Below are 26,497 nucleotides of genomic sequence, written 5' to 3'. Positions count from 1 at the left end.
GTGGCTCGCAGGTACCCCCTGTCATACCTGAGAGCCACTCACCAAGGGGGCTCCGCAGCGTGACGCCGACCACGGGCCGCGATTCCTAACTTCGGAACCAGAAGAACGCACCCCTCTGGACCTCCGGACCGAAGGAACCCACGCCATGAGCATCGGCAGCCGTACGACCCGCACCCTGCTGGCCGGCCTGATCGTCGCGGCCGTGGTGTTCCCGCTGTCGGCGGCCGCCACGCCCCTCGTGCCCGCCCCGGATCCGGTGGCCTTCTCCGATGGCACCGCTGCCCGGATCCGCTACACCGCGAACCAGGGCAACCTCGCGGAGGCGGCCCGGATGGCGCAGGACGCGGGCCGCGGCGGCCGGGCGGCGAAGCTCCGGGCCATGGCGGCGCCTTCGGGCGGGGCCCGGTTCCTGAGCTTCGACGGGCGGGGGAAGGGGCGCGTCGTCGAGGTGTTCGGCGATGTGGAGACCGCGGACCGGGTGGCCGTGCTGGTACCCGGTTCCGACACCACCCTGGACACCTATCAGAGGTTCCGTGCCGGGGCCGTTGCCCTTCAGCAGCGCCTCCAGGCCGAGCATCCGCGCTCCGCCGTGGTCGCCTGGCTCGGGTACGACACCCCCGGCACGGTCAGCCCCACCGTCCTGACCACCGGTCGCGCCGACGAGGGCGCCGCCGAACTGGGCCGCTTCCTGGCGGGGTTTCGGGAGCTCACCCGGCCCGCCGCCCGGATATCGCTCCTGTGCCACTCCTACGGCTCCGTGGTCTGCGCCCGCAGCACGACCGGCCCCGAGGTCACCGACACCGTTCTGTACGGCAGTCCGGGGACGGGGGCCGGGTCGGCCTCCGAGCTGCCGACCACTGCGCGCGTCTGGGCCGGGCGCGGCAGCGACGACTGGGTGGCCCATGTGCCCCATGTGCGGCTCGGCTCCATGGGATTCGGCACCGACCCCGTGGATCCCGCCTTCGGCGCCCTGCCCTTCGCGGCGGGTGACGCCGGGCACAGCGACTACCTGCGGCCCGGTACCGAGTCCCTCGACAGCCTGGCCCGCATCGTCGTCGGCTCCGCCGACACCACCCCTGTCGTCACCACTGCCGCCGCTTCCGACGTCCTCGTGCGGCCGAACCCTTTGGAGGCCTCCCATGCGTAAGCGTCCCGCCCGCTGGTCCGACCTCGCGGACCGCATAGACGCCGCCACCCCGGCCTCGCGGGATCGATCCGTGGATGCGCTGCGCGCCTTCGCCATCCTCGGCGTGGTGTTGGGCCACTGGCTGGTCACCGCACTGACCACGGCCAACGGCGGTCTGAGCACGACAAGTCCGCTGGCCCACATGAGCGTGCTGGCGCCGGTCTCCTGGGTGTTCCAGACCCTGGCCGTCTTCTTCCTGGTCGGCGGTCATGTCGCGGCCCAGGGGTACGCGTCGGCGCGGGCGCGCGGAGTCTCGTACGGGGCGTGGATCGGTCAGCGCCTGCGCCGGTTGTTCCGACCGGTGGCGGCGGTCGTCACCCTGTGGGCGATCACGGCGGGCGGAATGCTGCTCGGCGGAGTGGACTTCGACACCGTCAGATCGTTGGTGAAGTTGGTCCTGTCGCCGCTCTGGTTCCTGCTGGTGTTCGCCGCGCTCACCGCCGCGACGCCGCTCGTGGCCCGACTCAACCCGTTGTGGCCCGCCGCGGTGGTGGCGGGTGTGGATGTCTGGCGGTTCGGCTTCGCGGGTCCCGAGTGGATCGGCTGGGTCAATGTCGCCGCCGGCTGGCTCGTCCCGTACACGCTGGGGGCGGCCTGGTCCCGGGGAGCCTTCGCCCGACGGACCCCGGCTCTCCTCCTTTTGGTGGGCGGCGCGCTCGGCACCGCCGCGCTGATCCTCTGGGGCGGGTACCCGGCATCCATGGTGGGCGTCCCGGGCGCCGAGGTCTCGAACCTCAATCCTCCGACCATCGCGGCCGTCGCGTTCGGTGTGGCTCAGTGCGGGTTGGCCCTCCTGGTCCGCGAACGGCTCGCCCGAGCCATGCGGCGCCCTCGGGCGTGGGCGAAGGTGGCGCTGGTGAACCTGTCCGCGATGACGGTCTTCCTCTGGCATCAGACCGCGATGATGGCCGTCACCGCCCTCGGCCTCCTGGTCGCCGCCGATCTGCCCGGCCTGCACACCGTCCCCGACTCCCCCGTCTGGATAGCGGCCCGCCTGCTGTGGCTTCCGGTGTTCGCGGCCGCCCTGTCGGTGTGCTGGGCCGCGTTCCGCACGTACGAACAGGGAACGTCCGGCCGTGGTGGCCGCGTCGTCCGTGTCGGCTCCGCCTCCGCGGATCGGCAGCCGGCATCCGAGAGGGAGATCGCCCATGCCTAGGGTGGACGACGTGGAAGAGAAGAGCGCACGCCCGGCCCCCCTCTCGGTGCGAACCCGCGCTCTGTCGCGGGACATTGCACGGGATCTCCTCACCCTGCGGCGGGACCCGCTCCCCCGGATGTCCCGTCCCCGGTGGCTGGCCCGGCTGCCGCACGTGGCGTTGGTCTACGCCGCGGTGTTCTTCGGATTCCTCCACGGCAGTCAGCTCTTCAACCACTACGGGCTGGCGGGCAGCACCCCGGTGGCACTGTCGGTCATGAGCGGTGCGGCCATCGCCTTGGCGATGTCCCGGCCCATCGCCGCCTGGTGGCTCGGTCTGACAGCCGCGGGCATGTCGGCCTGGGAGATCCACGATCATGTGGGGCAGGGTCAGATGTGGCCCTGGATGCCCGGCGGTCTCTTCACTTTCGCCCCGGTGATCCTCCTGGTCGCCCTGCGCGTACCGGCCCGTGTGACCATCACGGTCATCGCCGTCCCGATCATGTGCACCGGGCTGGCCGAGGTCATCTGCCGGCCGGACGGCAGCCAGACCAGCACCCTCGTGGCCGTGGTCGTCTTCGGCTTCACCGGTCTCCTCGGGTACGCGCTGCGCGCCTCGCGGCTTGCCCGGGGCAAGCTCGTGGAACAGGAGACCCTCACCGAGGCGGAACGAGCGCAGCGGACGCTGTTGGAGGAACGCAGTCGGATCGCTCGGGAGCTGCACGACGTCGTCGCCCACCACATGTCGGTGATCTCCATCCAGGCGCAGGTGGCCCCGCACCTCGTCGAGAACCCGTCCGAGGAACTCAAGGAGAACCTCGCCGGCATCCGGGAGAACGCCCTGGAGGCCCTGACGGAGCTGCGACGGGTGTTGGGCGTGCTGCGTTCGGAGAGTCCCGACGATTCGGCGGACTCCCATCACCCCCAACCCACGTTGGCCGAGTTGGGGAGCCTCGTGGACAACGTCCGGGGGGCCGGTCTGGAGGTCACGACCGAGGTGGCGGGCATCCGCCGGGCCCTGACCCCGGGAGTCGAGCTGACCGCGTACCGAATCGTGCAGGAGGCACTGAGCAACTGCCTTCGCCACGCGCCCGGTTCGCGGGTCGAGGTCGGCATAGCGTACGGACCGCGCGACCTTCACCTGTGTATCGCCAACAGCGCGCCGACCAGGGCGGTCCCGCCGTCACCGGGAGCGGGGCACGGGCTGCTCGGCATGCGGGAGCGGGCGGGCATGCTGGGCGGGGAACTGGCCGCCGGGCCGAGCCCCGACGGAGGGTACGAGGTCAGTGCCGTCCTCCCCATGGATCCGCCCGGGAGCCTCGCTGCCGGGCCGAACGAGACGAAGAGGGCCTGATGAGCGTCCTGAACAACCCGGTCGGACCGATCAAGGTGATGATCGCCGACGACCAGATGATGGTCCGGCAGGGCTTCACGGTGCTCCTCAACGCCCAGCCCGACATGGAGGTCGTGGGGCAGGCGGTGGACGGCGCGGAGGCGGTGGCGAAGGTCTCCGAGCTGGCCCCGGACGTGGTGCTGATGGACATCCGGATGCCCGGCATGGGCGGCATCGAGGCCACCTCGATCATCACCGGTGACCCGGCCGCGACGGTGAAGGTGCTGGTGCTGACCACCTTCGACCTCGACGAGTACGTGTACGAGGCGCTGCGCGCCGGGGCCTCCGGGTTCCTCCTCAAGGACGCGTCCGCCGATCAGCTCGCGGAGGCCGTGCGGGTCGTGGCGGCCGGCGAGGCCCTGCTGTCGCCGAACATCACGAAGCGGCTGATCACGGAGTTCTCGCGGATGGGCGCGCCGCGGGGGCCCTCGCGGGCGCGGATCGACGAGCTGACGGAGCGGGAGACGGAGGTGCTGTCGCTGATCGCCCAGGGGCTGTCCAACGCGGAGATCGCGGGGCACCTGGTCCTCGCCGAGCAGACGGTGAAGACGCACGTGAGCCGGATCCTGGTGAAGCTGGGCCTGCGGGACCGGACCCAGGCTGCGGTGTTCGCGTACGAGACGGGCCTGATCCGCCCGACGGGCTACTGACATGCCGGCGTAGTACTTGAGAGGGACCCTGGGATATCCCCTTCAGCGGCGACGCGGGCGGGGGGTGAACGGACCTACGGTTCTGTATGTGACCGAGACGACCACCCGGGGGACAACCCGGACACCGGAATTCAGGATGGTTTCGGGTCTGCTCCAGACCCTGCGCCATGACCTCATCACCGATGCCTTCGCGTTCCGGCCGTTGCAGGCGAAGACGACCGAGGGGTGGTTCGTCCGCCGGCTTCCGGCGTCGATACGCCGGCACAACGGGTGGATCCGCCACGTACAGGTGGGTGCGCTGGCCCTCTTCATCGTGTTCTTCACGTTCGTGACCCAGCACACCTATCTCGGTTCGGCAGGCCGGCTGACCAGTGGCTTCCTGGCGGCGGTGCCGGTGCTGATGACGCTGGTCCGCCCGATTGCGGCATGGTGGGCGGCGGTCGCGATGACCCTGGTGCTCGCCGTGGTGGGTGGGTCCTCGATGACGTGGCCCTGGACCCCGGGCAGTTTCCTGGCGTACATCGCGGTCATGGTCCTGGTGACCTTCCGCCGGGGGCCGCGGGTGGCGGCCTGGATGTGGGCACTCACGGTGGCTCTCAGCATGGCCGTCGAGGTGTTGTTCGCGGGCCGGTACGGCATGAACTCGATGAACATGATCGTCGCCTCGGCTTTCGCCCTGCTCGTCGCGAGCAGCATCCAGATACGCCGGCACGCCAAGGCGGAGGTCACGGCGCAGCAGGAGGTCACGGCGGTGGAGCGGGACCGGCGGACGCTCCTGGAGGAGCGGACGACCATCGCGCGGGAGCTGCACGACGTGGTCGCGCACCACATGTCGGTGGTGGCGATCCAGGCGGAGGCGGCCCCGTACCGCGTGAAGAATCCGCCGCCGGAGCTGGAGGCGGCCTTCGTCACCATCCGGGAGAACGCCGTGGCGGCGTTGACGGAGCTGCGCCGGGTGCTGGGGGTGGTGCGGTCCGCGGACTACGAGGCACCCGATGCCCCGCAGCCGACGCTGGCCATGCTCGACGGGCTTCTGGCCAATGTGCGGGATGCCGGGCTCACCGTGGACAAGACGATCACCGGTGCGGTGCGGGAGCTGCCGCAGGGTGTGGAGCTGTCGGCGTACCGGATCATCCAGGAGGCCCTGAGCAACACGCTGCGGCACGCTCCGGGGGCGGTGGCCGGGGTCGAGGTTGCGTACGTGTTGGGCGGGCTGGGGATACGGGTGGTCAACGGCCCGGGAACCGCGAATGTGGCTCCGTCGCCGGGGGCCGGGCACGGCATCACCGGGATGCGGGAACGGGTGGCGATGTTGGAGGGGGAGATGACGGCGCAGGAGACGGCGGCGGGTGGGTTCGAGGTGGCGGTGTTCATACCGGTGCGCAGCCGTCCCGAGCCGGAAGCGGCGTCGTCATGACGATCAAGGTCTTGATCGTCGATGACCAGATGATGGTCCGGGAGGGGTTCTCCGTCCTGCTGAACGCGATGGAGGGCATCGAGGTGGTCGGGGAGGCCGTGGACGGCCGCCAGGCCATCGCCCAGGTGGCGGCCCTGCGGCCGGACGTGGTGCTGATGGACATCCGGATGCCGGAGATGAACGGGTTGGAGGCGACCCGGCGGATCGTGGCCGCCGACACGGACGCGAAGGTGCTGGTCCTGACGACCTTCGACCTCGACGAGTACGTGTACCAGGCGCTGCGGGCGGGGGCGTCCGGATTCCTGCTGAAGGACGCCTCGGCGCGCCAACTGGCCGACGGGGTACGGGTGGTGGCGGCCGGCGAGGCATTGCTGGCGCCTTCGGTCACCAAGCGGCTGATCGTGGAGTTCTCGAAGCTCGCGGAGTCGCCCCGTCTCTCGGATCCGGCGGGGGTCGCGCAGCTGACGGAGCGGGAGACGGAGGTGCTGGTGCTGATCGCACAGGGGCTGACGAATGCCGAGATCGCGGACCGGCTGGTCGTCGCGGAGTCCACGATCAAGACGCATGTGAGCCGGATCCTGGTGAAGTTGGGCCTGCGGGACCGGACGCAGGCGGCGGTGTTCGCGTACGAGACACGACTGGTCACACCGGCCTAGGTGCGGCCGTCGGCCTCGGCCCCGGTCAGGTCGTCGGCCTGGGGTCGGTTCGGTCGTGGGCCTGGGGTCGGTTCGGTCGTGGGCCTGGGGTCGGTTCGGTCGTGGGCCTGGGGTCGGTTCGGTTGTCGGCTTGGGGTCGGTCAGGTCGTCGGCTTGGTCCCGTCGTCTGCTTGGAGCCGGTCGTCGCCCTGGGGTCGGTCGGGCGCGATGGGGTGTGCGGCGGCCTCTGGAAGTGTCGCGGTGGATCTCCGGGAGGGTCGGGTTTCGGGGGGTCACAGCACTAGGGTGCGGGGATGGGCTTTGATCCGTGGGATGCCGCCTTCGTCGCCGATCCGTACCCCGCCTATCGGGAGCTGCGGGAGCAGGGGCGCGCGGTGTGGTCGGAGGCGACCGGGCAGTGGCTGGTGCCGCATTACGCCGATGTGAGCGCGCTGCTGCGGGACAGGCGGTTGGGTCGGACGTATCTGCACCGCTTCTCGCACGAGGAGTTCGGGCGGCAGGCGCCGCCGCCGGAGCACGAGCCGTTCCACGTCCTGAACGGCAACGGGCTGTTGGACCTGGAGGATCCCGCGCACGCGCGGGTACGGCGGCTGGTGGCGAAGGCGTTCACCCCGCGCACCGTGGAGCGGCTCGCGCCGGCGGTGGAACGACTCGCCGGCGAGTTGGCGGGCGGGCTGCTGGCCGACGGCGGCGGGGACTTGCTGACGGCGGTCGCCGAACCGCTGCCGGTGGCGGTGATCGCGGAGCTGTTGGGAGTGCCGGAGGCGGACAGGAAGCTGTTGCGGCCCTGGTCGTCGGACATCTGCGGAATGTTCGAGTTGCGGCCTGACGAGGCGACGGCCCGACGGGCCGTCACGGCGAGTGTGGAGTTCGGGGGTTACCTGCGGGCGCTGATCGGTGAGCGACGCAAGCGACCCGGCCAGGATTTGATCTCCGGGCTGATCGCCGCTCACGATGAGGGCGGCCGACTCAGCGAGCAGGAGATGGTCTCCACCTGCGTACTTCTGTTGAACGCGGGACACGAGGCCACCGTCAACACGACCGTCAACGGGTGGTGGGCGCTGTTCCGTCATCCCGACCGGCTCGCGGACCTGCGCGCGCATCCCGAAAAGTTGTCCACAGCTGTGGATGAACTGATGCGATTCGATACACCCCTACAAATGTTCGAACGCTGGGTGCTCGACGAGATCCGGGTCGGGGACACCGTCATCCCGCGCGGAGCCGAGGTGGCGCTGCTCTTCGGGTCCGCGAACCGGGACCCCGCGCGCTTCGAGGACCCCGACACCCTGGACCTCGGGCGGACCGACAATCCGCACCTGACCTTCGGGGCGGGGATCCACTACTGCCTGGGGGCACCGCTGGCGCGGCTGGAGCTGGCGGCCTCGTTCGGGGCGCTGCTGGCGGAGACGATGCCGCCACTGCGGCTCGTCCGCGAGCCGCAGTGGCGGGAGGGGTATGTCATCAGGGGACTGCGGGAGTTGGTGGTGGAGTTCTGACGCCCAGACCCGCCCCCCTCCGTCGCCCCGCCCCCTACGTCGCCATGTCCCCTACGTCGTCATGTCCCGGCGGCGCAGGGCGAGTAGACCGGCGGCCGTCAGGGCCGCTGCCAGGGCGGTGAGGGTGAGGAGCGGCGCCCAGGCGATCGGTTCCGGGCTCGGGAGTAGCCGTGTACCTCGCCGGTGGTGACGCCGAGGTCCAGTCCGTCCAGTGCGGGGGTGCGGCCGAACGCCTTGTGGAGCCCGGCGACGCCGATTGCCTTCGTCATGCTTCCGAACGTACGCTCCTTTCACAAAATTGTGAAGATAGCGAATCGCGTAAAGTCGGGAGGGTGGCGGACATGAGCGTGCGACGGAACGAGGAAGCGGTATCCCGCTTCGTGGAGCGGTTCGCCGCGCAGCTGACCGAGGCGGGCATGCAGCGCATGGCCTCCCGCGTCTTCGCGCAGTTGCTGGCGAGCGACGGCGGGGCGATGACCTCGGCGGAACTGGGTGAAGCCCTCCGGATCAGCCCGGCGGCGGTGTCCGGCGCGGTCTCGTACCTGACGCAGGTGAACATGGTGAGCCGGGAGCGCGAGCCGGGCTCGCGGCGCGACCGGTACGTCCTGCACAACGAGCTCTGGTACGAGACCTTCACCCGTCGGGACCAGGCGTTGACCCTGTTCGAGAAGACCCTCCGGGAGGGTGCGGCGAGCCTGGGCACGGACTCCCCGGCGGGGGCCCGGGTCGCCGAGACGGCGGCGTTCTTCGAGTTCCTCCAGCACGAGCTGCACGGCCTGATGGACCGCTGGCGCGACCACCGCGCGACGCTCGACCTCCCGTAGCGCCCCGAGGCCACCGTCCGCGCGGCCGGAGACGGTGACACGGTGTGACGGAGGGCAGCCGCTGCGGTGGCGGGGTGCCCGGGGGCTGCCTAGCGTGGGCGCCACCCGCACCCGCCGGCGGATCGTGGGTCGGCAGCGGATCCCGCGGATGGACAACGAGCCCCCGGGCCCGGGACGCACACCGAGCCCCGGGGGCCCGGGATGCACAGCGAGCCCCGGGGGTCGCCGAGAACCGAGAGGAACCCATGGCTGACAAGCCCGCCATCGTCCTGGTCCACGGCTTCTGGGGCGGCGCCGCCCACTGGGCCAAGGTCATCATCGAACTCGACCGCCGCGGCTTCGACTCCGTGTACGCCGTGGAGAATCCCCTGACCTCGCTCGCCGACGACGCCGAGCGCACCCGCAGGATGATCCGGCAGATCTCCGGGCCGGTGGTGCTGGTGGGCCACTCGTACGGCGGCGCGGTGATCACCGAGGCCGGGGACCTGCCGAACGTGGCCGCGCTGGTCTACGTCGCCGCGTTCGCCCCGGACTCCGGGGAGAGCCCCGGATCCCTCAGCCAGGAGAACCCGCCCGAGGCGTTCGCGAACATCACCCCGGACTCGGACGGCTACCTGTGGGTCAAGCGGGACAAGTTCCGCGAGAGCTTCGCGCAGGACCTCTCGGCGGAAGAGGCCCTGGTCATGGCGGTCACGCAGAAGGCACCGATCGCGTCGACCTTCGGGGACGTCGTCTCCTCGCCCGCCTGGCGGGTGAAGCCGTCCTGGTACCAGGTGTCCACCGCCGACCGCATGATCCACCCGGACAACGAGCGCCGGATGGCCGCCCGACTCAACCCCCGCAAGACCATCGAGCTGGACGCGAGCCACGCCTCGTTGGCCTCGCAGCCGGGCCCCGTGACGGACCTGATCGAGACGGCGGCCCAGGAGGTCGGCTGACCCTCCCCCGCCGCGGGGGAGGGCCGGCCCTCACCTGGGGAGGGTCAGCGCCCATGCTCCCGGGCGGAGCGTCCACGTCCGTCGGCGTACGGGGCCGGTGACGCCCGCGTGGTCGGCCCGGTAGCGGAAGTCCGCTCCGGAGACCGTGACCGCCGTGGCCCGTTGGGTCCGGGTCGGGCAGCCGGCCAGCCGCACCACGACCTCCGCGGGCCCGCCCGGCTCCCGCGTGGTCACCGAGACCTCCTCCACGGGGTGGTCCACGTCGGCCAGCACCACGCCGTCCACCTCCACGCGCAGCCGGTGCACCTGCCCCGTCGGGGCCTGTGAGGGGGGCAGCAGGAGGCGCAGCAGCGACCGGTACTTCCGTACGGCCGGCGCCGAGGCCCGCGGCGGCGGCGTGATCCGCAGACCTCCGAGCACCACGCCGTCGCTGTCGTCCACGAGCAGGTCCCGTTTGCGCACGATGCCGTCGAGGGCCGCGCGGGCGGCCATCACCGCCGACAGCGGGACGCCCAGGGAGCGGGCGAGTCCGAGGGAGCCGACGGGTCCGACCGGAATCAGTGACAGGGGTTCGCCGACGAGGTCACGCGAACGGTGCAGCAGGGTCACTGCGCGTACCAGTGCACGGTCGTCGCCGACGATCACGGGGCGCCGATGGCCCCGGCGGGCCAGCGCCCGCGCGAACTCCTCCGGAGAGTCGGGGAGAGAAACTTTCGCGTGCGCCGCGGCACACAACACATCTTTCGCGATCCGCACAGACTCGCCGTCGAGACGGCGGGCGACCGGGTCGACGAGCACCAGCAGGCCGCCTACCGGCGCGCCCGCATGGCTCATGGTGGGCTCTGGAGCCGACACCTCGGTCCTTCCTCGGGTAGCATCTTTGTGCAAGAGGCCCTTGCGCTATTGCGCCAGGGCCTTCGTCTATTCCGGGGTACCGGTCCGACGGCTCAGCCTGCGGTGTACATCGTCGTACGCCCCCTGACCTTGGACATGCCCCATCCGGAAGAGGTGTACGCCTGTGCCCGCTCTTGTGCTGCTCGGAGCTCAGTGGGGTGACGAGGGCAAGGGAAAGGCCACCGACCTGCTCGGTGGATCCGTTGACTATGTGGTGCGCTATCAGGGTGGCAACAACGCCGGCCACACGGTCGTCGTCGGCGACCAGAAGTATGCACTGCACCTTCTCCCTTCCGGCATCCTCTCCCCCGGATGCACCCCGGTCATCGGCAACGGTGTCGTGGTCGACCCCGCCGTACTCCTCTCCGAGCTGCGTGGGCTCAACGAGCGCGGCATCGACACCTCCAAGCTGCTCCTGAGCGGCAACGCCCACCTGATCACGCCGTACAACGTCACCCTCGACAAGGTCGGCGAGCGTTTCCTGGGGAAGCGGAAGATCGGTACGACCGGCCGCGGCATCGGACCGACCTACGCCGACAAGATCAACCGGATCGGCATCCGCGTCCAGGACCTGTACGACGAGTCCATCCTGACGCAGAAGGTCGAAGCGGCGCTGGAGGGCAAGAACCAGCTCCTCGCGAAGCTGTACAACCGCCGCGCGATCGACCCGGCGCAGATCGTCGAGGAGATGCTCCAGTACGCGGAGCAGATCAAGCCGTACGTCGCCGACACCACCCTCATCATCAACAAGGCGCTCGACGAGGAGAAGGTCGTCCTCTTCGAGGGCGGCCAGGGCACGCTGCTCGACGTCGACCACGGCACGTACCCCTTCGTCACCTCCTCGAACCCGACGGCCGGTGGCGCCTGCACCGGTGCGGGTGTCGGCCCGACGAAGATCAGCCGTGTCATCGGCATCCTCAAGGCGTACACGACCCGTGTCGGCGCCGGCCCGTTCCCGACGGAGCTGTTCGACGAGGACGGCGAGGCCCTGCGCCGCATCGGTGGCGAGCGTGGTGTGACCACCGGCCGTGACCGCCGCTGCGGTTGGTTCGACGCCCCGATCGCCCGCTACGCGACCCGCGTGAACGGCCTGACGGACTTCTTCCTCACCAAGCTGGACGTGCTGACCGGCTGGGAGCAGATCCCGGTCTGCGTCGCGTACGAGATCGACGGCAAGCGCGTCGAAGAGCTGCCGTACTCGCAGACGGACTTCCACCACGCGAAGCCGATCTACGAAAACCTCCCCGGCTGGTCCGAGGACATCACCAAGGCCCAGACGTTCTCCGACCTCCCGAAGAACGCCCAGGCGTACGTGAAGGCGCTGGAGGAGATGTCGGGCGCCCCGATCTCGGCGATCGGCGTCGGCCCCGGCCGCACCGAGACGATCCAGATCAACTCGTTCCTGTAGGAACACGCGCATCGGCCGGTCCGATCGGAGGGCGGGACGCGTCACGCGTCCCGCCCTTCGGCGTACCGGCGATCAGCGGTCCACCCGGTCCTGCGTCCCGGCGTCCGTCCCGCCATGCGTCCCGCCTTTCGTCGCGCCCGTGGTGATCGGACCCGGCCGCCGTCGCCCGCGGCCCGTCCCCCAGATGTCACGTCGCTCGCGCGCGGATCGTTCAAGACCGGGCGGCACCGCACTCAACCGGCTGTCCGCACCGGTGACGCGGGTGATGCGGGCGGGTCGGCGGGCAGGGCGTCCCACAGGCGCGGGTCCTCGAAGCCGAGGGCCCACAGGCCGGTGCCCCGGACCCCGTGGCGGGCCAGTACGGCCAGGTGGCGGGCCGCGCCCTTCGCGTCCTGGTACCAGACCTGGTGCTCCTCGCCCTCGTCGTCCGTGTACGTGAAGTGCGGGGTGCCGGAGACCGGGTCGAGTGCGTAGTCGGCGCCGACGTCGCGCCGCAGGGCCTCGGCCTCCAGGGACGTGACGTGCCGGGCGCGGGCCGTGGAACCCACCGTCCAGTCCCATCCGTAGGCGGGCAGCGCCACTTCCAGTCTGTCGCGGGGCACCTGCGCCGTGGCGTGGGTCAGGAACTCCTCGTACCAGGCCGTCGAGGACAGCGGGCCGGGCGCTCCGAGGGCGTTGTGCAGGTTGTAGCCCATGATGCGCAGCCGGTCGGCGACGGCGCCGAGGTGCGGGTAGTCGAAGGCCAGGCCCGTGTCCCGGGTGCGGGGCATGACGGTGACGACGCAGCTCTTGGCCAGGGCGTGCAGGCGGGCGCAGAGTTCGGTGGTCAGCGCGTTGTAGCCGGCACGGACCCGTTCGCGCAGGGCGGGGTCGGACGTCTCGGTCATCACCTCGTAGTCCAGGTCGAGGCCGTCGTAGGAGCGGCCGGTGGCGACGGCCACGAGGTCGTCCACGTGCGCGGTCCGGCGGGCGGGGTCGTTCATCAGGTCCGCCATGGCCGGGGCGCGCAGGCTCTCGGTGACCGTCGGGACCACCTTGAGCCCCTTGGCGTGCAGGCCGTCGATGATGCGGCGGTCGCCGGCTCCGGTCTCGCCCTTGACCACGGCCCCGGACGGGGTGGAGGTGGTGGCGGACGTCGCGTACCAGAACGGGCTGACCGTGTGGAGCCGGTCGGCGTGGGCCAGGGCGTCCCGGTAGCCGACCTCGATGTTCCACCAGGGGAGCCACGCGGAGACGGTGCGTTCGGATTCGAGGTGGGGCAGGGGTGCGGGCGCCGCGGCCGTCAGGGCGAGGGTGACGGCCGCGAGGGCGGCGGTCAGCGCGCAGGGGAGGGCTGCGGGGAGGGCGATCTTCATGCCCCGACCCTGGCGCGCGGCGGGCCCGGACCGGGCGACGGCACGTCGGGCAGAGGAGTGGTGGCGGCACGTCGGGCAGAGGAGTGGCGGCGGCCGGCCGCTCCGGCCGGCCCGCGTCACTGGCCCACGCATCCGTCGACGCACTCGCGCAGCAGGTCGGCGTGCCCGCAGTGCCGGGCGTACTCCTCGATCCGGTGCACCATCAGCTCGCGCACCGCGATCCGGTCCCTGCCCACCCGCGCGCCGAGGTCCGGATGCCCGGCCAGGGCGGCGATGGTGGTCGGTGGCGGTCCGGGTCCGCCACCGAGTTCTCGTGCCGAGGTGAACGGAGAGACGGCGCCCCCGCCATGGTTCGCCGTTCGCCGCGCCGCTACCAGGCCAGTTGGGCGATCTCCTCGGAGACGACGGCGCAGGCGTCGGCCGCCGGGTCGATGAGCGGGAAGTGCCCCACGCCGTCGAGCAGGGTCAGGCCGACGAGTTCCCCCGCCTGGGCGGCGGCGGCCACGTACGCCTCCGCCACCGCCTCCGGCACCACGATGTCGTCGCGGCCCTGGACCACCGCGGTGGCGATCCCGGTCGGGAGCAGGGCAGCCGGGTCGGCGTGCGGGCGGCGCGCTTCCCAGAACTCGCTTGTACCACCCAACAGTTGGGCGGAGGCTCCGCCGCAGACGCCGAGTTCCTCCGCGACCGTGAAGTCCGCGATGGGGGCCAGCGCCACCACGCCGCGCAGGTGCGGCGCGGCAGGCAGCCGCCACGGGCTCCCGGCCGGCAGGACGTGGCGGGCGGCGGCCCACAGGGCGAGGTGGCCGCCGGCGGAGTGGCCCGTCACGACGACCCTGCGGACGTCCGCCTGCGGGAGCGCCGCGCCCGCCAGAGCGGGCAGCGCGTCCATGGCCGCCGCGACGTCGTCGAAGGTCTCGGGCCACCGACCCGCGACGGGTCCTTCGGAGCCCTGGTGCGGCAGTGAACTCCCGCGCCGGTACTCGACGTTGGCGACGGCGAAGCCCTGGCGGGCGAGGAAGTCGGCGAGGGGGGTGATGTGTTGACGGTCGTACGGGGCGCGCCAGGCACCGCCGTGCAGGAGGACGACGAGGGGTGCGGAGCCGGCGGCCGCGTCCGCGCGGGGGGCGTAGAAGTCGACGACCTGGTCGGGGTGGTCGCCGTACGCGGCGGTGGCGTCGGGTGCGACCGGGGGGTGGGAGAAGGCCGAGTCGGCCTCGGCGGCGTCCCGTTCGACTGCGGGGTCCGTCATCGGCTCGACCTCTCGGTAACGCGTGTGACAGCGGGGACAGATGTTCCGGTGTTACGGCAGAGCGGGACCGTATCAGGCTGGAACGCGCCGTTCCGTGGCGGGGCGAGAACAGAAAGGGCGCGGGCGGAGCCTCGGCTCCGCCCGCGCCTGTGACGCCCCCTGAGAGGTGACGTTTCGCCGCCGCCTCTCCCGACGCGTCACCCGAAAATGTGACCCAGTGCCCGGGCCGCACGCTCGACGTCGGCGAAACCGACATAGAGCGGGGTGAAGCCGAAGCGCAGGACATCGGGGGCACGGAAGTCCCCGACGACGCCGCGGGAGATCAGTTCGGTCATGACCTCGCGGGCGTTCCCGGTGCGCAGGGAGACCTGGCTGCCGCGCCGGGCGTGCTCGATCGGGGTGACGGATTCGACCGTGCCCTCGGGGACGTACGCGGCCACGCAGTCGAGGAAGAAGTCCGTCAGGGCGAGGGACTTGGCGCGGACGGCTTCGACCGACACCCCGTCCCAGGCGTCGAGGGCCGCTTCCAGGGCCAGCATGGACAGGATGTCCGGGGTCCCGACCCGGGCGCGGGTCGCGCCCGGCGCCGGGGTGTAGTCCGGGGTCATCGCGAAGGGGTCCGCGTGGCCGTTCCAGCCGGGCAGCGGGGAGTCGAAGGACTCCTGGTGGCGCTCGGCGATGTACAGGTACGCCGGGGCGCCGGGGCCGCCGTTGAGGTACTTGTACGTGCAGCCGACCGCGAGGTCGACGGCGTGCGCGTCGAGGTCCACCGGCAGCGCGCCTGCGGAGTGGCACAGGTCCCAGACGGTGACCGCCCCGGCGGCGTGGGCCGCCGCGGTGAGGGCGGGCAGGTCGTGGAGCCGGCCGGTGCGGTAGTCGACGTGGTTGAGCAGGACGACGGCGGTGGCCGGACCCATCGCGGCGGCGGCCTCCCCCGGCTCGACCGGGACGACCGTGAGGCCGGTCATCCGGGCGGCCGAGGCGGCGATGTAGCCGTCGGTGGGGAAGGTCGCGGCGTCGACCAGCAGCTCCGTGCGGCCGGGGGCCGCCAGGCGGGCGGCTCCGACGAGGGCCTTGAAGAGGTTCACGCTGGTGGAGTCGCCGACGGTGACCTGGCCGTGGGCGGCGCCGACGAGCGGGGCGATCTTGTCGCCGATCCGCTCGGGGGCGGTCCACCAGCCGGACTCGTCCCAGGAGCGGATGAGCAGCTCGCCCCACTGGCGGCGGACCACGTCGGCGGTGGTGTCCGCCACGGTGGCCGGGAGGGCGCCGAGGCTGTTCCCGTCGAGGTACACGACCCCGTCGGGGAGCGTGAAGCGCTCGCGGAGCTTGGCGAGCTCGTCGGCGGCGTCGAGCGCGGCGGCCCGCTCCCGCAGATCGACGGGCAGGTCTACGGGCAGGTCACCGGGCGGCTCGGCGGTCACGGGTATCGACTCAGACATGGCTGCGCGCCGTCCACAGCTCGGGGAACACGTTCTTCTGGGCGCGCTTCTCCAGCCAGGCCACGCCGGCGGAGCCGCCCGTGCCGGTCTTCGCGCCCATCGCGCGGCGGGTCGCCACCAGGTGGTCGTTGCGCCAGCGCCAGACGAGTTCCGCGACGTCGGTCAGGACCTCGCCGAGCCGGTGCAGGTCGTGGTGGGCGTCCGGGTCGGCGTACAGGGCCGTCCAGACGGCCTCGACCTCGGGGGACGGCTCGTAGCGCTTGGACAGGTCGCGGGTGAGGACCGAGTCGGGGATGGCGAAGCCGCGGCGGGCGAGGAGGCGCAACACCTCGTCGTACAGGCCGGGCTCGTGGAGGGCCTTCTCCAGTTCGCCGTGCACGCGCGGCGCGCCCCGGTGCGGGACCAGCATCGACGCGGCCTTGTCGCCGAGCAGGAACTCCATGCGGCGGTACATCGCGGACTGGAAACCGGAGCCCTCGCCGAGGGCCGCACGGTAGGCGTTGAACTGTCCGGGAGTGAGCTGCGCCAGCGGGCGCCAGGAGGAGTTCAGGGCCTCCAGCTCGCGGAGGGATCGTTTCAGCGCGTCCATCGCGACGGTGATCCGGTCCTCGCGGAGCGCCTTCGCGGCGGTCTCCCACTCGTGGACGATGACCGTGAACCACAGCTCCATGACCTGGGTCGTCACCAGGAAGACCATCTCGCCGGGGTCGTCCGAGCGGAGGTGCTGGAGGTGGGTGAGGACGTCCGCCTGGACGTAGTCCTCGTAGGGGGTGGTGCCGGCGAAGTCGAGGTTCGGGGTGTCCGAACCGGCTCCGGAGGCATCAAGGGCTTGCGACATTTCTGTCTCCTCGACACGTGCTTCCGGGTAGCGGTCCGCTCCTTCCGTTTGGGTGAGTGGAGCCCCGGTCCCCTGCTCGCATCATAAGCAGGAGATCCGGAACCCCTCTAGGGCAGTCCGCCCGGCTGTTACGCGAGCGTGTCCGCCGCCGTCGGCGAGGAGTCGCGCAGGAAGGTCGAGCAGCGCTCCCACTCGGCCTTCTCGTCGATCGCGCCGGCCGCGCGGGCCAGGGCGTTCAGGGCGCGCAGGAAGCCGCGGTTCGGCTCGTGCTCCCACGGCACCGGGCCGTGGCCCTTCCAGCCGGCGCGGCGCAGCGCGTCGAGGCCGCGGTGGTAGCCCGTCCGGGCGTACGCGTACGACTCGATGGTGTTGCCGGCGGCGAAGGCGTCGTCGGCCAGGGTGGCCCAGGCCAGCGAGGACGTCGGGTGGGCGGCGGCCACCTCGGCGGCGGGCGTGCCGGCGGCGAGGGCCTCGCGGGGCGCGGGCTCGTCGGGCAGGTGGGTGGGGGCGGGGCCCCCGAGCAGGTTCTGGTGAATCGACATGCGCCCAGTCTGGGGCATCGGCCCCGGCCGCGGGGCTGGTGGTGGGGTGCCCACCATGCCGGGGCGAAGGGGTGTGCCCGGCACACCTCCCCGCGAAGGGGGTCCCGGGCGGACGGTAGGGGGGTACCGACGAAGGGGGAATGTCGTGGACATCGGCACCGGCAACGGCGCGGGCTCCGGCGGCGCGCGGCGCGATCGGCTGGACGAGGCCGTCGAGGAGCTGTGCGGTGCGGTGTTCCCGTCGCTGCGGCGGCGGGACCAGCGGGAGCGGGGGCGTCAGTACGTACGGGGGCTGATCACGGTCGCGGGCCGCAAGTCGATCCGCAACATGGCGCACCAGACCGGGGGCGGCGGGCCCGCCGAGGAACAGGCCCTGCACCACTTCATCGCCGGCTCCACCTGGGAGTGGGAGCCGATCCGCGCCGCGCTGACCCGGTACCTGACCCGGACCGCACCGCTGAACGCGTGGGTGGTGCAGCCGATGGCGATCCCCCGGGGCGGCGCGCACTCGGCGGGCGTGGGGAACCGTTTCGACCCGTACCAGGGGCAGATGTTCCAGGGTCAGCAGTCCTTCGGGACGTGGTTCACCTCGGGGGGCGTGGCCACCCCGGTGGGCTGGCGGATGCACCGGGAACACGACGCCGACGAGTCGTACGAGAGCTGCGCGCTCACGGGGGTGACGGAGATCGCGCGGAGTGCGGGCGCAGGCGTACGGCCCGTGGTGCTCGACGTGCCCGACATCGCGACCCGCGCCACGGTGGTCCGGTTCGCGCAGGCCCGCGTGCCGCTGGTGGCACGGGTCGGCGCGGGGGCGCTGATGATCCCGGCGGACGCGCGGCGGGCGGGCTCCGGGGCGGTGCCGATGGGCGCGCGGGACGTCCTGCAGAGCGTGCGGGGGCTGCGCGCCCCGCTGGAGTGGGCGGACCCGGACCGGCCGGGGGCGCGGCGGAGTTCCCTGGTCGCGGGGGTACGGGTGTGGTTCGCCGGGCGGGAGATGCTGCTGTTCGGAGAGTGGACGGACGCGCGGCGGCAGCCGGTGCAGGCGTGGATGACGGACCTGACGCGGGCCGCGCCGGCGGCGCTGCTGCGGATGACGAAGGAGACGGGGCGGGTCTCCCGGGCCGCGGGCACCTCCCTGGGGCGGGTGGGATTGCGGGACTTCACCGGGCGTTCGCCGGCGGGCTGGCACCGGCACGTGACACTGGCCTCGATCGCCCACGCGGCCCTCTGGCAGGCCGGCACCCTGACCCCACCCCCCACCCCCACCAACAGACCCACCCCCCGCCCCCGCTGCCCGTCCCCCTGCTGACCCGGCAATCCCAGCCCCGCCGGCGTTTGAGGCGCGGCGCCGCCGATCCAGCCCATCCCAGCCCCACCGACCGGTCCGGCGATCCCAGCCCCGCCGGCGTTTGAGGCGCGGGGTCCGGGGCGGAGCCCCGAAAGCCCGGCGCAGCCGGGGCCGCCCCGCGCAACGGCGCCGCACCCGAACCACCCCCCGCCCCGCGGCACCGGCACCGCCACCGCACGCAACCCCCACCAACCGGCGGAGCCCTACGCCTCCCCCCGCCCACTCGCCCGCCGAGCGTCCAGCACCGCGCGCGTCTTGCGCAGCCGCAGCGCCATCTGGATCTCCAGGGCCTGCGCCGGCTTCTGCCAGCCCTCCCCCAGGAGTTCCGCGATGCGTTCCAGGCGGCGCGAGACCGTGTTCGGGTGGACGTGGAGTTCCTCCGCCGCGTGCGTCGGGCTGCCGCCCGAGGCGAAGTACGCGTCCAGCGTGCGGGTCAGGTCCGTGAGGCGGTCGGTGTCGTACTCCAGGACCGGCCCGATCGTCGAGGCGATGAACGCCTCCACGTCGTGGTCGGCGGACAACAGCAGCCCGAGGAAGCCCAGTTCGCGCAGCGAGGCCGTGCCCCCGGCGCCATCGAGCGCGGTCAGCGCGTCCAGGCAGCGCACCGCCTCCGCGTACACCCGGGCCACGTCCCCCGGCCCGGCCGCGGGCCCGGCGGCGCCGGTGGACACGGCGTGGCCGAGCAGCGGGGACAGTTCGCCGGAGGCCCGGTGCGCGGCGGCCGAGGCGTCCGTGCCCGGGAGGACCAGCACGATGCAGCCCCGGCGGACCCCCTTGAGGCCGCCCATCCGGTACGCGTACGAGGACGCCCAGGCGACGGCCTTGCCCAGTTCCCCGCCTTCCGGGCGGGCCACCACCACCACGTGCGGCCGGTCCAGGTCGAGGCCGAGGCGGCGGGTGCGGTCCGACAGGTGCGGGCCGACGGCGTGGGGCCGTTCCAGCAGGTCGGCGAGGAGTTCCTCGTGCACGGGGCCCTCGGCGGCGGCCGTACCGCGCTGGATGAGCATCAGCGAGGCCACCGACTGGGCGGCGAGCTGCAACAGCCGTACGTCCTCCTCCACCAGCGGCGCGGACGCGCTGAGCAGCAGCACCCCGAGGTCCTCGGCGCCCGCCAGCACGGGCGCCAACCACACGTCGCCGGGCAGGCCCGCGGGGCGCCGGTCGGTCAGCGCTTGGAGCGCCGCCCTGGTGACCGCCGCCTCGTCCAGGTCGGGGAGTTCGCCGGTGACGGTGAGCGGCCGCCCGCCCGGGTCGCGCACCTGGAGCACCCCGTCCAGCGCGTCGGCGGTGGCCCGGGCCAGGGTGGGCAGTCCGGCGCCGTCCAGGACCAGTCCGGCCAGCCGGGCGTGACACTCCCAGAGGTATCGGACGCGGGTGAGCGCGGTGTTGGTGCGGGAGCCGAAGACCTCCAGTTCGTGCACCTCGTCGCGGGTCTGTTCCAGCAGCCGGGCCTTCTCGATGGCGACGGCCGCGAGGTCGGCGAGGGAGAGCAGCATGCCGATCTCGTCGGGTCCGAACCGTCGTACGGCGCGGTCGGCTCCGTAGAGCGCGCCGAGGGTGGAGTTCCCGCGCCGGAGCGGGACCGCGATGATCGCGTGCAGTCCCTCGGCCCGGACCACGGCGTCGATGCCGGGGGCGTGCGCGATGGCGTCGTCGTTCAGGTAGTCGGCGCTCCAGACGGGGGAGCGGCGGTCCTGGGCGATGCTGCCCAGGCCGCGGCCGGTACCGAGTTCGAGGCCGACGTTCAGGGCGGTGGTCTCGCCCTCGGAGGTCCGTACGTAGGCGGAGCCGTCGGGGCGGCTCAGGGACAGCCAGGCCATGTCGAAGCCGAGGAGCCGGCGGGCGCGGCGGGTGATCAGCCGCAGCAGGCCGTCGATGTCGTAGGGCGAGGTCAGGTCGTGCGCGGTGTCGACGAGGGCGGTGAGCGCGGCCTCCCGCTGCTCGCGGCGCCTGGTGTTCCTGCGCACCGAGCGGGACAGGTCCACCGCGCGGGTGAGGCGGGCGAGTTCCTCGCTGTCGGCGCCGGCCTCGCGGGCTTCGAGCAGCAGGGCGTCGTAGGCGCTCTGTGGGGCCTCCGCGACGAGCAGTTCCAGTACGGCCAGCGAGCCGCCCCCGTCTCCAGGCATCCTGCCCCTCCCCCGTCCGACCAGCGCTTCTCTGTCCGGGACTCGAACCTAGGTTCCGGGTGACGGGGGGTCAAGCGGCGCCCGGTTCAGGCGAGGCTGAGCCGCGGGGTGGGGCGGGCCGCGCGCAGCGCCTCGACGCGTTGCTCGGCGCGGCGCAGGTCGGCCAGGTAGGCGCCGCCGGAGCGTTCGTGTCCGCCGCGCAGTCCGGCGAGTTCCAGGCGCAGTTCCCGGTCCCGCCCGAGGAACAGTTCGGCCTCGACCCACTGGCCGAGGACGGCGCGCCGGTCGGCGTCCAGGGCGGCGACGCGGCCGGCCAGCCAGGGGCCCGCGTCGATGCCGGCGAGGGCGGGGCCGGTCCACAGGTCGAGGGCGCGGCGCAGCCTGCGGGCCGCCTGTTCGAAGTCGCCCCGGCTCATGGCGCGATAGCCGGCGCCCGCCTCCCGCTCGAACTCCTGGGCGTCAGATCGGCCGCCGCCGGTGTCGAGAACATACCCGCCGGACCGGGCCGACAGCACCGTGCGGGCGTCGCGCACCGACCCGACGGCCTGAGCCTGGGTGAACCTCTCGCGCAGCAGGCGCACGGCGGTGAGCAGGACCGATCGGGCGTTCGCGGTCGGGGTGCGGTGGGCCAACTCGTCGGCGAGCACCCGTACCGGGATGACCCGGTCGGGGCAGGCGGCGAGGGCGGCCAGCAGATGACGGGACTCCGGTGTGGGCGCCGCGACGGGCACCCCGTTCTCGCTGACGCGCAGCTTTCCGAGCAGCTCGATGTCCACGTCTTCCCCCCCGGGTCCGAGGAAAAATAATACCCGGAAGGATCTTTTTGGGAAGAGGACGATCGGGGAGGGCGTGTGAAGGGGTGTCGGATGATGCCGGGGCGCCGAGGACAGGGGGTGGCCTCAGGCCGTCACCGGCTCTCCCCGCTCCTCGCTCCCGACCACCGCGGGCGGGGCGCCGGTGGGGCAGCCGGCCAGACACTCGTGCCGGCCGTGCGGACCGTACAGCGCGCGGGCACCCCGCCCCGGGGCGGTGTCCAGCCGGATCGCCAGGGCCGGGACCACCATGCTCGGGAGGACGTGGCTGTACAGCTCCGAGACCTGGGGGTCCAGGTCCAGGCCGAGCGTCGAGGCCATCCGGTTCAGTCCGGCGTACGCGCCCACGACCAGCCGCGAGGGAACCAGCGGGTCCACGTCCGGCAGGAGTTCGCCCCGTCGTTTCGCCTCCGCCAGTACGTCCGTGTGCTGCTCGATCCACGCCGTGTACGGCGCCGCCTGGTCGAGTGCGCGACCGGCCCAGTCCAGGGTGAGCCGTGCGCTGGCCCGCATCAGCACGTCGTGCCGGAGCTGGTGGGAGAAGATCATCCCGATGTCGATGAACTCCTGCACCTTGTGGCTCTGGGGAAGGGCCTGCGGCTGGCCCTGGTTCTGCGCGTCGACGACGGCCTGCGCCAGGTCGTCCTTCGAGTCGAAGTGGAAGTAGAGGGCGCCCTTGGTGACCTTGGCTATGTTGACGATGTCGGAGAGCTTGGCCGCCTCGTAGCCGTGCTCCTCGAACACCGTCGCCGCGGCCTGCAGGATGGCCAGGCGGGTACGTACCGCCCGCTCCTGCTTGACCTGGGGTCGTTCCGTCCTCATGGCTGCCGCCTCTCCTGCCCCACCGCCATTACATAACCGCGGGTACGTTCCTGTGGGTAGATTCCACACCATGGCCGGACGGCAGTCCACCGGCGTATGTCACCTCCGCCGGGCCCCGGCGCTCCCGACCACACGCGAAAGGGGCCCGCCGGTCCTCACGGGACCGGCGAACCCCTCTACCGGGTACGGGCCGGACTACTTCAGCCGGGTACCGGTGGAACGCAGGTTGGTGCACGCCTCGGCGACACGCGCGGCCATGCCCGCCTCGGCGGCCTTGCCCCAGGTGCGGGGGTCGTACTTGGACTTCGTGCCGACCTCGCCGTCGACCTTCAGCACCGCGTCGTAGTTGCGGAACATGTGGTCCACGACGGGGCGGGTGAAGGCGTACTGGGTGTCGGTGTCGAGGTTCATCTTCACGACGCCGTTCTCCAGCGCGGTGGCGATCTCCTCGGCGGTGGAGCCCGAACCACCGTGGAAGACGAAGTCGAACGGCGAGGACTTGCCGTACTTCTCGCCGACGCCGGCCTGGAGGTCCTTGAGGAGCTCGGGGCGCAGGACCACGTTGCCCGGCTTGTACACGCCGTGCACGTTGCCGAAGGACGCGGCCAGCAGGTAGCGGCCCTTCTCGCCCAGGCCCAGGGCCTCGGCGGTGCGGATCGCGTCGTCGACGGTGGTGTACAGCTCGTCGTTGATCTCGTGGGTGACGCCGTCCTCCTCGCCGCCGGTCGGGGTGATCTCGACCTCGAGGATGATCTTCGCGGCGACGGCCTTGGCGAGCAGCTCCTGGCCGATGGCCAGGTTGTCGGCCAGGGTCTCGGCGGAGCCGTCCCACATGTGCGACTGGAAGAGCGGGTTCAGGCCGCGGGCCACGCGCTCGGCGGAGATGTCGAGCAGCGGGCGGACGTAGCCGTCCAGCTTGTCCTTGGGGCAGTGGTCGGTGTGCAGCGCGACCGTGATGTCGTACTTGGCGGCGACGATGTGCGCGAACTCGGCCAGGGCGACCGCGCCGGTGACCATGTCCTTGTTGTGCTGGCCACCCAGGAACTCCGCACCACCGGTGGAGATCTGGATGATGCCGTCGCTCTCGGCCTCCGCGAAGCCGCGCAGGGCAGCGTGCAGGGTCTGGGACGAGGTCACGTTGATGGCCGGGTAGGCGAATTTTCCTGCCTTCGCCCGGTCGAGCATCTCGTTGTAGACCTCGGGGGTTGCGATGGGCATCTGTCCGCTCCTTGGATGTGCGGGGAGTGTGCTTATTGCGGGCCCTGACCTGGGGGCGACGTCATCGTCGACCCCATCCTTCCAGACTCCGCGCGTCACTCCACCCCGCCGTCCACGCCACATGCGAAAACCGGGCGGGACGTTTCACGTGAAACATTCCGCCCGGCAACGAACGAGCAGGTCAGAGCCCGACCAGGGGTCTGCGGGGACCTTCGCCCCCACTTGGTCGGGCCGGCCGGAAGCCGGTCGCGCCCGACCGTCGAGGCCCGCCTGTTGAGACGGCGACAGGGGCCTAGGAGAGGCCGAGGTCCTCGAGGCGGTAGCCGGTGAGGTAGGGCAGGCCGGCCTCGGCGATGGCGTCGGCCGCGCCCCGGTCCACGATGGTGGCGACGGCGACGACCTCGCCGCCGGCCTCGCGGACCGCCTCCACGGCGGTCAGCGGGGAACCGCCGGTGGTCGAGGTGTCCTCGACGACCAGGCAGCGCTTGCCCTTGACGTCGGTGCCCTCGATGCGGCGCTGCATGCCGTGCGCCTTCTGCGCCTTGCGCACGACGAAGGCGTCCAGGCACCCGCCGCGCGCGGCGGAGGCGTGCAGCATCGAGGTCGCGACCGGGTCGGCGCCCAGCGTGAGGCCGCCGACGCAGTCGAAGACGAGGTCGGCGGTCAGGTCGAGCATGACCTGACCGACCAGCGGGGCGGCCTCGCCGTCGAGGGTGATCCGGCGGAGGTCGATGTAGTAGTCGGCTTCCCGCCCGGAGGAGAGGGTCACCTTGCCGTGCACGACGGCCTTGTCCTTGATCTGCTGCAGAAGCGCATCCCGTACGTCACTCATGGCGTCGAGCTTAATTGCGCGCTACCCGAGCCGCCGCCACGCCCACGTCGTGGAGATCTCCAGCGGGTCCACGGGGGTGACCAGCCGCGGCAGGGTGTTCAGACCGTTCGGGGGGCCGGACTGCGGCTCGACGCAGACGGCCTCGGCCTGCTCGTCGTAGACGACCACCCATTCGTCCCGGCTGGTGATCCGCAGCTCCAGCGCGTCGGGCCAGGTGAGGGTGACGTCCACGCCGTCCGGCATCCCGAAGCAGTCGTCCCAGGGGCCGGGCTTCGGGTCGACGCGCCGTCCGGTGGGCAGGTGGTCGGCGCCGCGCTCCTCCTGCCAGGCCGCGTCGAAGCCGATCCGGACCTCCGGCCCGTCGGCGGCCAGGGTGCGGTTGAACCACGGGTGCCAGCCCGCCTGGGCCGGGAAGGAGTCCTGGTACGTCTCGACGCCCAGGGTGAGCGTCAGCGCGTCCTCGCCCAGTTCGAAGATCTGGGTGACCTTGCCGCTGTGCGGCCACGGGTCGCCGAGGTCGTACGTGAAGGCGGCGCGGGTCGCGTCGGCGCCTCCCGGCCGCCACGCCGCGTCCCGGCCGAAGCCGTGGATGGCGTGCGGCGGTTGGTTCTGCGGCATCTGGTGGACGGCGCCGCCGTCGCGGAACCGCCCGTCCTCGATGCGCCCGCACCACGGGACCATCGGGAAGGACCCGTACCGGGGGCCCTGTCGCAGCAGCTCGGTCCCGTCGACGCGCAGACTGCTGATCCGGCAGCCGTTCTCCTGGTCGATCGTCAGCTCGGCGCCGCCGGCGCTCAGTCGCGTACTCATACGGCCGACCCTACGGGTGCCGGACGCCCCACGTGTCCCGGGGCATGCCCCACGTCACGCGGGCACACCGGAGGCGGGTCAGCGGCGGCGGCGCAGCACCCGGCCGACCACCACGGCGGAGGCCACGGCGAGGGCGGCGGCGGGGGCCAGCCAGCGCAGGTTCGCTCCGGCCGCGCCGGCGGCGGGCGCCGGGACGGGGGCGTAGCGGCCGCGCGGCGGCGCGTGGTCGACCTCCTCGGCGCTCCGGCCGATCATCGTGCGGCGGGCGTGGGCGGCCTCGGCCGGGGGCCGTGCGGGTCCGCCGACCTCGCCGAACTCGCCTTCCAGGAAGGGGTCGAGGGACGGCGGCGGCACATCGGTGTCGAAGACGGACGCGGTGACCCCGCCGTCCTCGGCGCCGTCGGCGTCATCGGTGGCCTCGACGCCCTCGGTGTCCGCCTCGAATCCGGCCTCGTCGGCCGCGGGATCCGCCTGCTCCGCGTCGGCCGCGGGATCCGCCGGGTCCGCCGGGTCCGCGTCGGCGGCCGGAACGGCCCCGGGAGCGGCGTCGGCCACCGGTTCCACGGCGGCGCCGGCCCCGCCGGCCGTGGCGGCGAGCTGTGCGGCGGCGCGGTCCAACAGCCGCTGTACGGCGATGGCGGTGGCTTCGGGGGCGAACCCGGCGGCCCGGCCGTCGACGGTCGCCCCGCCGGTGAACTCCAGTCGGGTCCCGTCCCCCTGGGGGGTGAGCCGCAGCAGGAGGGCGAGCTTGACGGTGCCGCTGCCCCTGGCCTCGGTGCCCTCGCCCTCGACGGCGAACCGGTCGGGATCCCGTTCGATGACGGTCAGGGACCCCCGGTAGGTCACGGTGTGTCCGCCGATCCGCGCCTTCAGCCGGCCCGACAGCGGCCCGGATTCGGCGTCGGCGTCCTGTTGGAAGCCGGGTACGCAACGGGCCGTGCGGGCGGGATCACGCAGCACGGCCCGGAGGTCGTCTGCGGCTACCGGAACGAACACCTGATGCTCCATGCGGTCGAGCCTACCGACGAGACCCGCCCGCGCGCCCGGTCCGGCGCCAAGTGCCCGCGCCGTGGCCCGTTCCCGATCTTGCCGGTGCCCCCGGG

General features: G+C 72.4%; 25 protein-coding genes and 1 pseudogene. 11 read left to right on the top strand and 15 right to left on the bottom strand.

The window, feature by feature from the left end:
* Window positions 1-145: 145 nt before the first annotated feature.
* The 7 genes from OG906_RS18580 (at window position 146) to OG906_RS18550 (ending at window position 7,933) form a co-directional block, all read left to right on the top strand.
* Window positions 146-1,147, top strand: coding sequence for an alpha/beta hydrolase (locus OG906_RS18580; protein WP_329444234.1), 1,002 nt, complete (start codon window positions 146-148; stop codon window positions 1,145-1,147).
* Complete coding sequence (locus OG906_RS18575) at window positions 1,140-2,342, top strand: acyltransferase family protein (protein ID WP_329444232.1); 1,203 nt, start codon at window positions 1,140-1,142, stop codon at window positions 2,340-2,342. The genes OG906_RS18580 and OG906_RS18575 overlap by 8 nt, the downstream gene beginning before the upstream one ends.
* A complete protein-coding gene (locus tag OG906_RS18570) occupies window positions 2,335-3,675 on the top strand; it encodes a sensor histidine kinase (protein ID WP_329444230.1) in 1,341 nt (446 codons plus the stop codon). Before OG906_RS18575 ends, OG906_RS18570 begins: the two co-directional genes overlap by 8 nt.
* Window positions 3,675-4,364 carry a response regulator transcription factor gene (locus tag OG906_RS18565; protein WP_329444228.1) on the top strand — a complete coding sequence of 230 codons (690 nt, stop codon included), beginning with the start codon at window positions 3,675-3,677 and terminating at the stop codon, window positions 4,362-4,364. Before OG906_RS18570 ends, OG906_RS18565 begins: the two co-directional genes overlap by 1 nt.
* 136 nt (window positions 4,365-4,500) lie before the next feature.
* On the top strand, window positions 4,501-5,781 hold the full coding sequence (locus OG906_RS18560; protein WP_329444225.1) for a histidine kinase: 1,281 nt from the start codon (window positions 4,501-4,503) through the stop codon (window positions 5,779-5,781).
* The gene (locus OG906_RS18555; protein ID WP_329444223.1) at window positions 5,778-6,437 is read left to right on the top strand and encodes a response regulator transcription factor; all 660 of its coding nucleotides are present in this window, start codon (window positions 5,778-5,780) and stop codon (window positions 6,435-6,437) included. Before OG906_RS18560 ends, OG906_RS18555 begins: the two co-directional genes overlap by 4 nt.
* Before the next feature lie 293 nt (window positions 6,438-6,730).
* Window positions 6,731-7,933, top strand: a complete 1,203-nt coding sequence (locus tag OG906_RS18550; RefSeq protein ID WP_329444221.1) for a cytochrome P450 — start codon at window positions 6,731-6,733, stop codon at window positions 7,931-7,933.
* 98 nt (window positions 7,934-8,031) lie between these two features.
* Here the strand turns inward: OG906_RS18550 and OG906_RS43630 are convergent, their stop codons facing one another.
* On the bottom strand, window positions 8,032-8,202 hold the full coding sequence (locus OG906_RS43630; RefSeq protein WP_443067397.1) for a hypothetical protein: 171 nt from the start codon (window positions 8,200-8,202) through the stop codon (window positions 8,032-8,034).
* Between the two features lie 72 nt (window positions 8,203-8,274).
* Here OG906_RS43630 and OG906_RS18540 point away from each other — a divergent pair, with 72 nt between their 5' ends.
* Both OG906_RS18540 and OG906_RS18535 read left to right on the top strand, forming a co-directional pair.
* Entirely contained in the window at window positions 8,275-8,757 is a 483-nt protein-coding gene (locus OG906_RS18540; protein WP_329444220.1) for a GbsR/MarR family transcriptional regulator, read from the top strand.
* A gap of 245 nt (window positions 8,758-9,002) precedes the next feature.
* Window positions 9,003-9,695, top strand: a complete 693-nt coding sequence (locus OG906_RS18535) for an alpha/beta hydrolase (protein WP_329444218.1) — start codon at window positions 9,003-9,005, stop codon at window positions 9,693-9,695.
* Window positions 9,696-9,725: 30 nt separating this feature from the next.
* Here OG906_RS18535 and OG906_RS18530 read toward each other — a convergent pair whose 3' ends face one another.
* On the bottom strand, window positions 9,726-10,529 hold the full coding sequence (locus OG906_RS18530) for a diacylglycerol kinase (protein WP_329444216.1): 804 nt from the start codon (window positions 10,527-10,529) through the stop codon (window positions 9,726-9,728).
* Between the two features lie 184 nt (window positions 10,530-10,713).
* Here OG906_RS18530 and OG906_RS18525 point away from each other — a divergent pair, with 184 nt between their 5' ends.
* Window positions 10,714-11,997: an adenylosuccinate synthase gene (locus OG906_RS18525; protein ID WP_053676960.1), complete on the top strand. Its 1,284-nt coding sequence runs from the start codon at window positions 10,714-10,716 to the stop codon at window positions 11,995-11,997.
* A 233-nt stretch (window positions 11,998-12,230) separates the two neighbouring features.
* Here OG906_RS18525 and OG906_RS18520 read toward each other — a convergent pair whose 3' ends face one another.
* The 6 genes and pseudogenes from OG906_RS18520 to OG906_RS18495 form a co-directional block, all read right to left on the bottom strand.
* Window positions 12,231-13,352, bottom strand: a complete 1,122-nt coding sequence (locus OG906_RS18520) for a glycosyl hydrolase family 18 protein (RefSeq protein ID WP_329444214.1) — start codon at window positions 13,350-13,352, stop codon at window positions 12,231-12,233.
* Between the two features lie 116 nt (window positions 13,353-13,468).
* A pseudogene (locus tag OG906_RS18515) lies at window positions 13,469-13,630 on the bottom strand (mycothiol transferase); the annotation flags it as partial.
* A gap of 92 nt (window positions 13,631-13,722) precedes the next feature.
* On the bottom strand, window positions 13,723-14,604 hold the full coding sequence (locus OG906_RS18510) for an alpha/beta hydrolase (protein WP_329444212.1): 882 nt from the start codon (window positions 14,602-14,604) through the stop codon (window positions 13,723-13,725).
* A 197-nt stretch (window positions 14,605-14,801) separates the two neighbouring features.
* Window positions 14,802-16,046: a kynureninase gene (gene kynU, locus OG906_RS18505; RefSeq protein WP_329444210.1), complete on the bottom strand. Its 1,245-nt coding sequence runs from the start codon at window positions 16,044-16,046 to the stop codon at window positions 14,802-14,804.
* Window positions 16,039-16,884 (bottom strand): tryptophan 2,3-dioxygenase family protein, encoded by an 846-nt coding sequence (locus OG906_RS18500; RefSeq protein ID WP_329444208.1) that lies wholly within the window; start codon window positions 16,882-16,884, stop codon window positions 16,039-16,041. Before OG906_RS18500 ends, kynU begins: the two co-directional genes overlap by 8 nt.
* Before the next feature lie 128 nt (window positions 16,885-17,012).
* A complete protein-coding gene (locus tag OG906_RS18495) occupies window positions 17,013-17,426 on the bottom strand; it encodes a DUF3151 domain-containing protein (protein ID WP_053676967.1) in 414 nt (137 codons plus the stop codon).
* A gap of 145 nt (window positions 17,427-17,571) precedes the next feature.
* Here OG906_RS18495 and OG906_RS18490 point away from each other — a divergent pair, with 145 nt between their 5' ends.
* Window positions 17,572-18,735, top strand: coding sequence for an IS701 family transposase (locus OG906_RS18490; protein ID WP_329444205.1), 1,164 nt, complete (start codon window positions 17,572-17,574; stop codon window positions 18,733-18,735).
* A 242-nt stretch (window positions 18,736-18,977) separates the two neighbouring features.
* On the opposite strand, the gene OG906_RS18485 is transcribed toward OG906_RS18490, so the two are convergent.
* The 7 genes from OG906_RS18485 to OG906_RS18455 all read right to left on the bottom strand — a co-directional run bounded on the left by OG906_RS18485 (window position 18,978) and on the right by OG906_RS18455 (window position 26,402).
* On the bottom strand, window positions 18,978-20,900 hold the full coding sequence (locus OG906_RS18485; RefSeq protein WP_329444203.1) for a helix-turn-helix domain-containing protein: 1,923 nt from the start codon (window positions 20,898-20,900) through the stop codon (window positions 18,978-18,980).
* 86 nt (window positions 20,901-20,986) lie between these two features.
* Window positions 20,987-21,676, bottom strand: a complete 690-nt coding sequence (locus OG906_RS18480; protein ID WP_329444201.1) for an AfsR/SARP family transcriptional regulator — start codon at window positions 21,674-21,676, stop codon at window positions 20,987-20,989.
* Between the two features lie 123 nt (window positions 21,677-21,799).
* A complete protein-coding gene (locus tag OG906_RS18475) occupies window positions 21,800-22,534 on the bottom strand; it encodes a ScbR family autoregulator-binding transcription factor (RefSeq protein ID WP_267797287.1) in 735 nt (244 codons plus the stop codon).
* A 195-nt stretch (window positions 22,535-22,729) separates the two neighbouring features.
* Window positions 22,730-23,752: a class II fructose-bisphosphate aldolase gene (gene fbaA, locus OG906_RS18470; protein ID WP_329444198.1), complete on the bottom strand. Its 1,023-nt coding sequence runs from the start codon at window positions 23,750-23,752 to the stop codon at window positions 22,730-22,732.
* A 292-nt stretch (window positions 23,753-24,044) separates the two neighbouring features.
* Window positions 24,045-24,584, bottom strand: coding sequence for an orotate phosphoribosyltransferase (pyrE, locus tag OG906_RS18465; RefSeq protein WP_267797289.1), 540 nt, complete (start codon window positions 24,582-24,584; stop codon window positions 24,045-24,047).
* 21 nt (window positions 24,585-24,605) lie between these two features.
* Window positions 24,606-25,394, bottom strand: coding sequence for an aldose epimerase family protein (locus OG906_RS18460; protein ID WP_329444196.1), 789 nt, complete (start codon window positions 25,392-25,394; stop codon window positions 24,606-24,608).
* A 78-nt stretch (window positions 25,395-25,472) separates the two neighbouring features.
* Window positions 25,473-26,402, bottom strand: coding sequence for an SRPBCC family protein (locus OG906_RS18455; RefSeq protein WP_329444194.1), 930 nt, complete (start codon window positions 26,400-26,402; stop codon window positions 25,473-25,475).
* Between the last annotated feature and the right edge of the window lie 95 nt (window positions 26,403-26,497).

Source organism: Streptomyces sp. NBC_01426 (assembly GCF_036231985.1).
Classification (GTDB): Bacteria; Actinomycetota; Actinomycetes; order Streptomycetales; family Streptomycetaceae; genus Streptomyces.
This window is presented reverse-complemented; position numbering and strand designations above follow the sequence as displayed.

Excerpts from the sequence above, each read along its gene's own strand:
- OG906_RS18485 (WP_329444203.1), bottom strand. The coding sequence starts at position 20,900 with ATGCCTGGAGACGGGGGCGGCTCGCTGGCCGTACTGGAACTGCTCGTC.
- OG906_RS18550 (WP_329444221.1), top strand. The coding sequence starts at position 6,731 with ATGGGCTTTGATCCGTGGGATGCCGCCTTCGTCGCCGATCCGTACCCC.
- OG906_RS18560 (WP_329444225.1), top strand. The coding sequence starts at position 4,501 with ATGGTTTCGGGTCTGCTCCAGACCCTGCGCCATGACCTCATCACCGAT.
- OG906_RS18565 (WP_329444228.1), top strand. The coding sequence starts at position 3,675 with ATGAGCGTCCTGAACAACCCGGTCGGACCGATCAAGGTGATGATCGCC.
- OG906_RS18520 (WP_329444214.1), bottom strand. The coding sequence starts at position 13,352 with ATGAAGATCGCCCTCCCCGCAGCCCTCCCCTGCGCGCTGACCGCCGCC.
- OG906_RS18500 (WP_329444208.1), bottom strand. The coding sequence starts at position 16,884 with ATGTCGCAAGCCCTTGATGCCTCCGGAGCCGGTTCGGACACCCCGAAC.
- OG906_RS18570 (WP_329444230.1), top strand. The coding sequence starts at position 2,335 with ATGCCTAGGGTGGACGACGTGGAAGAGAAGAGCGCACGCCCGGCCCCC.
- kynU (WP_329444210.1), bottom strand. The coding sequence starts at position 16,046 with ATGTCTGAGTCGATACCCGTGACCGCCGAGCCGCCCGGTGACCTGCCC.
- OG906_RS18530 (WP_329444216.1), bottom strand. The coding sequence starts at position 10,529 with ATGAGCCATGCGGGCGCGCCGGTAGGCGGCCTGCTGGTGCTCGTCGAC.
- OG906_RS18580 (WP_329444234.1), top strand. The coding sequence starts at position 146 with ATGAGCATCGGCAGCCGTACGACCCGCACCCTGCTGGCCGGCCTGATC.
- OG906_RS18455 (WP_329444194.1), bottom strand. The coding sequence starts at position 26,402 with ATGGAGCATCAGGTGTTCGTTCCGGTAGCCGCAGACGACCTCCGGGCC.
- OG906_RS18510 (WP_329444212.1), bottom strand. The coding sequence starts at position 14,604 with ATGACGGACCCCGCAGTCGAACGGGACGCCGCCGAGGCCGACTCGGCC.
- pyrE (WP_267797289.1), bottom strand. The coding sequence starts at position 24,584 with ATGAGTGACGTACGGGATGCGCTTCTGCAGCAGATCAAGGACAAGGCC.
- OG906_RS18575 (WP_329444232.1), top strand. The coding sequence starts at position 1,140 with ATGCGTAAGCGTCCCGCCCGCTGGTCCGACCTCGCGGACCGCATAGAC.
- OG906_RS18555 (WP_329444223.1), top strand. The coding sequence starts at position 5,778 with ATGACGATCAAGGTCTTGATCGTCGATGACCAGATGATGGTCCGGGAG.
- OG906_RS18460 (WP_329444196.1), bottom strand. The coding sequence starts at position 25,394 with ATGAGTACGCGACTGAGCGCCGGCGGCGCCGAGCTGACGATCGACCAG.
- OG906_RS18495 (WP_053676967.1), bottom strand. The coding sequence starts at position 17,426 with ATGTCGATTCACCAGAACCTGCTCGGGGGCCCCGCCCCCACCCACCTG.
- fbaA (WP_329444198.1), bottom strand. The coding sequence starts at position 23,752 with ATGCCCATCGCAACCCCCGAGGTCTACAACGAGATGCTCGACCGGGCG.
- OG906_RS43630 (WP_443067397.1), bottom strand. The coding sequence starts at position 8,202 with ATGACGAAGGCAATCGGCGTCGCCGGGCTCCACAAGGCGTTCGGCCGC.
- OG906_RS18535 (WP_329444218.1), top strand. The coding sequence starts at position 9,003 with ATGGCTGACAAGCCCGCCATCGTCCTGGTCCACGGCTTCTGGGGCGGC.
- OG906_RS18540 (WP_329444220.1), top strand. The coding sequence starts at position 8,275 with ATGAGCGTGCGACGGAACGAGGAAGCGGTATCCCGCTTCGTGGAGCGG.
- OG906_RS18475 (WP_267797287.1), bottom strand. The coding sequence starts at position 22,534 with ATGAGGACGGAACGACCCCAGGTCAAGCAGGAGCGGGCGGTACGTACC.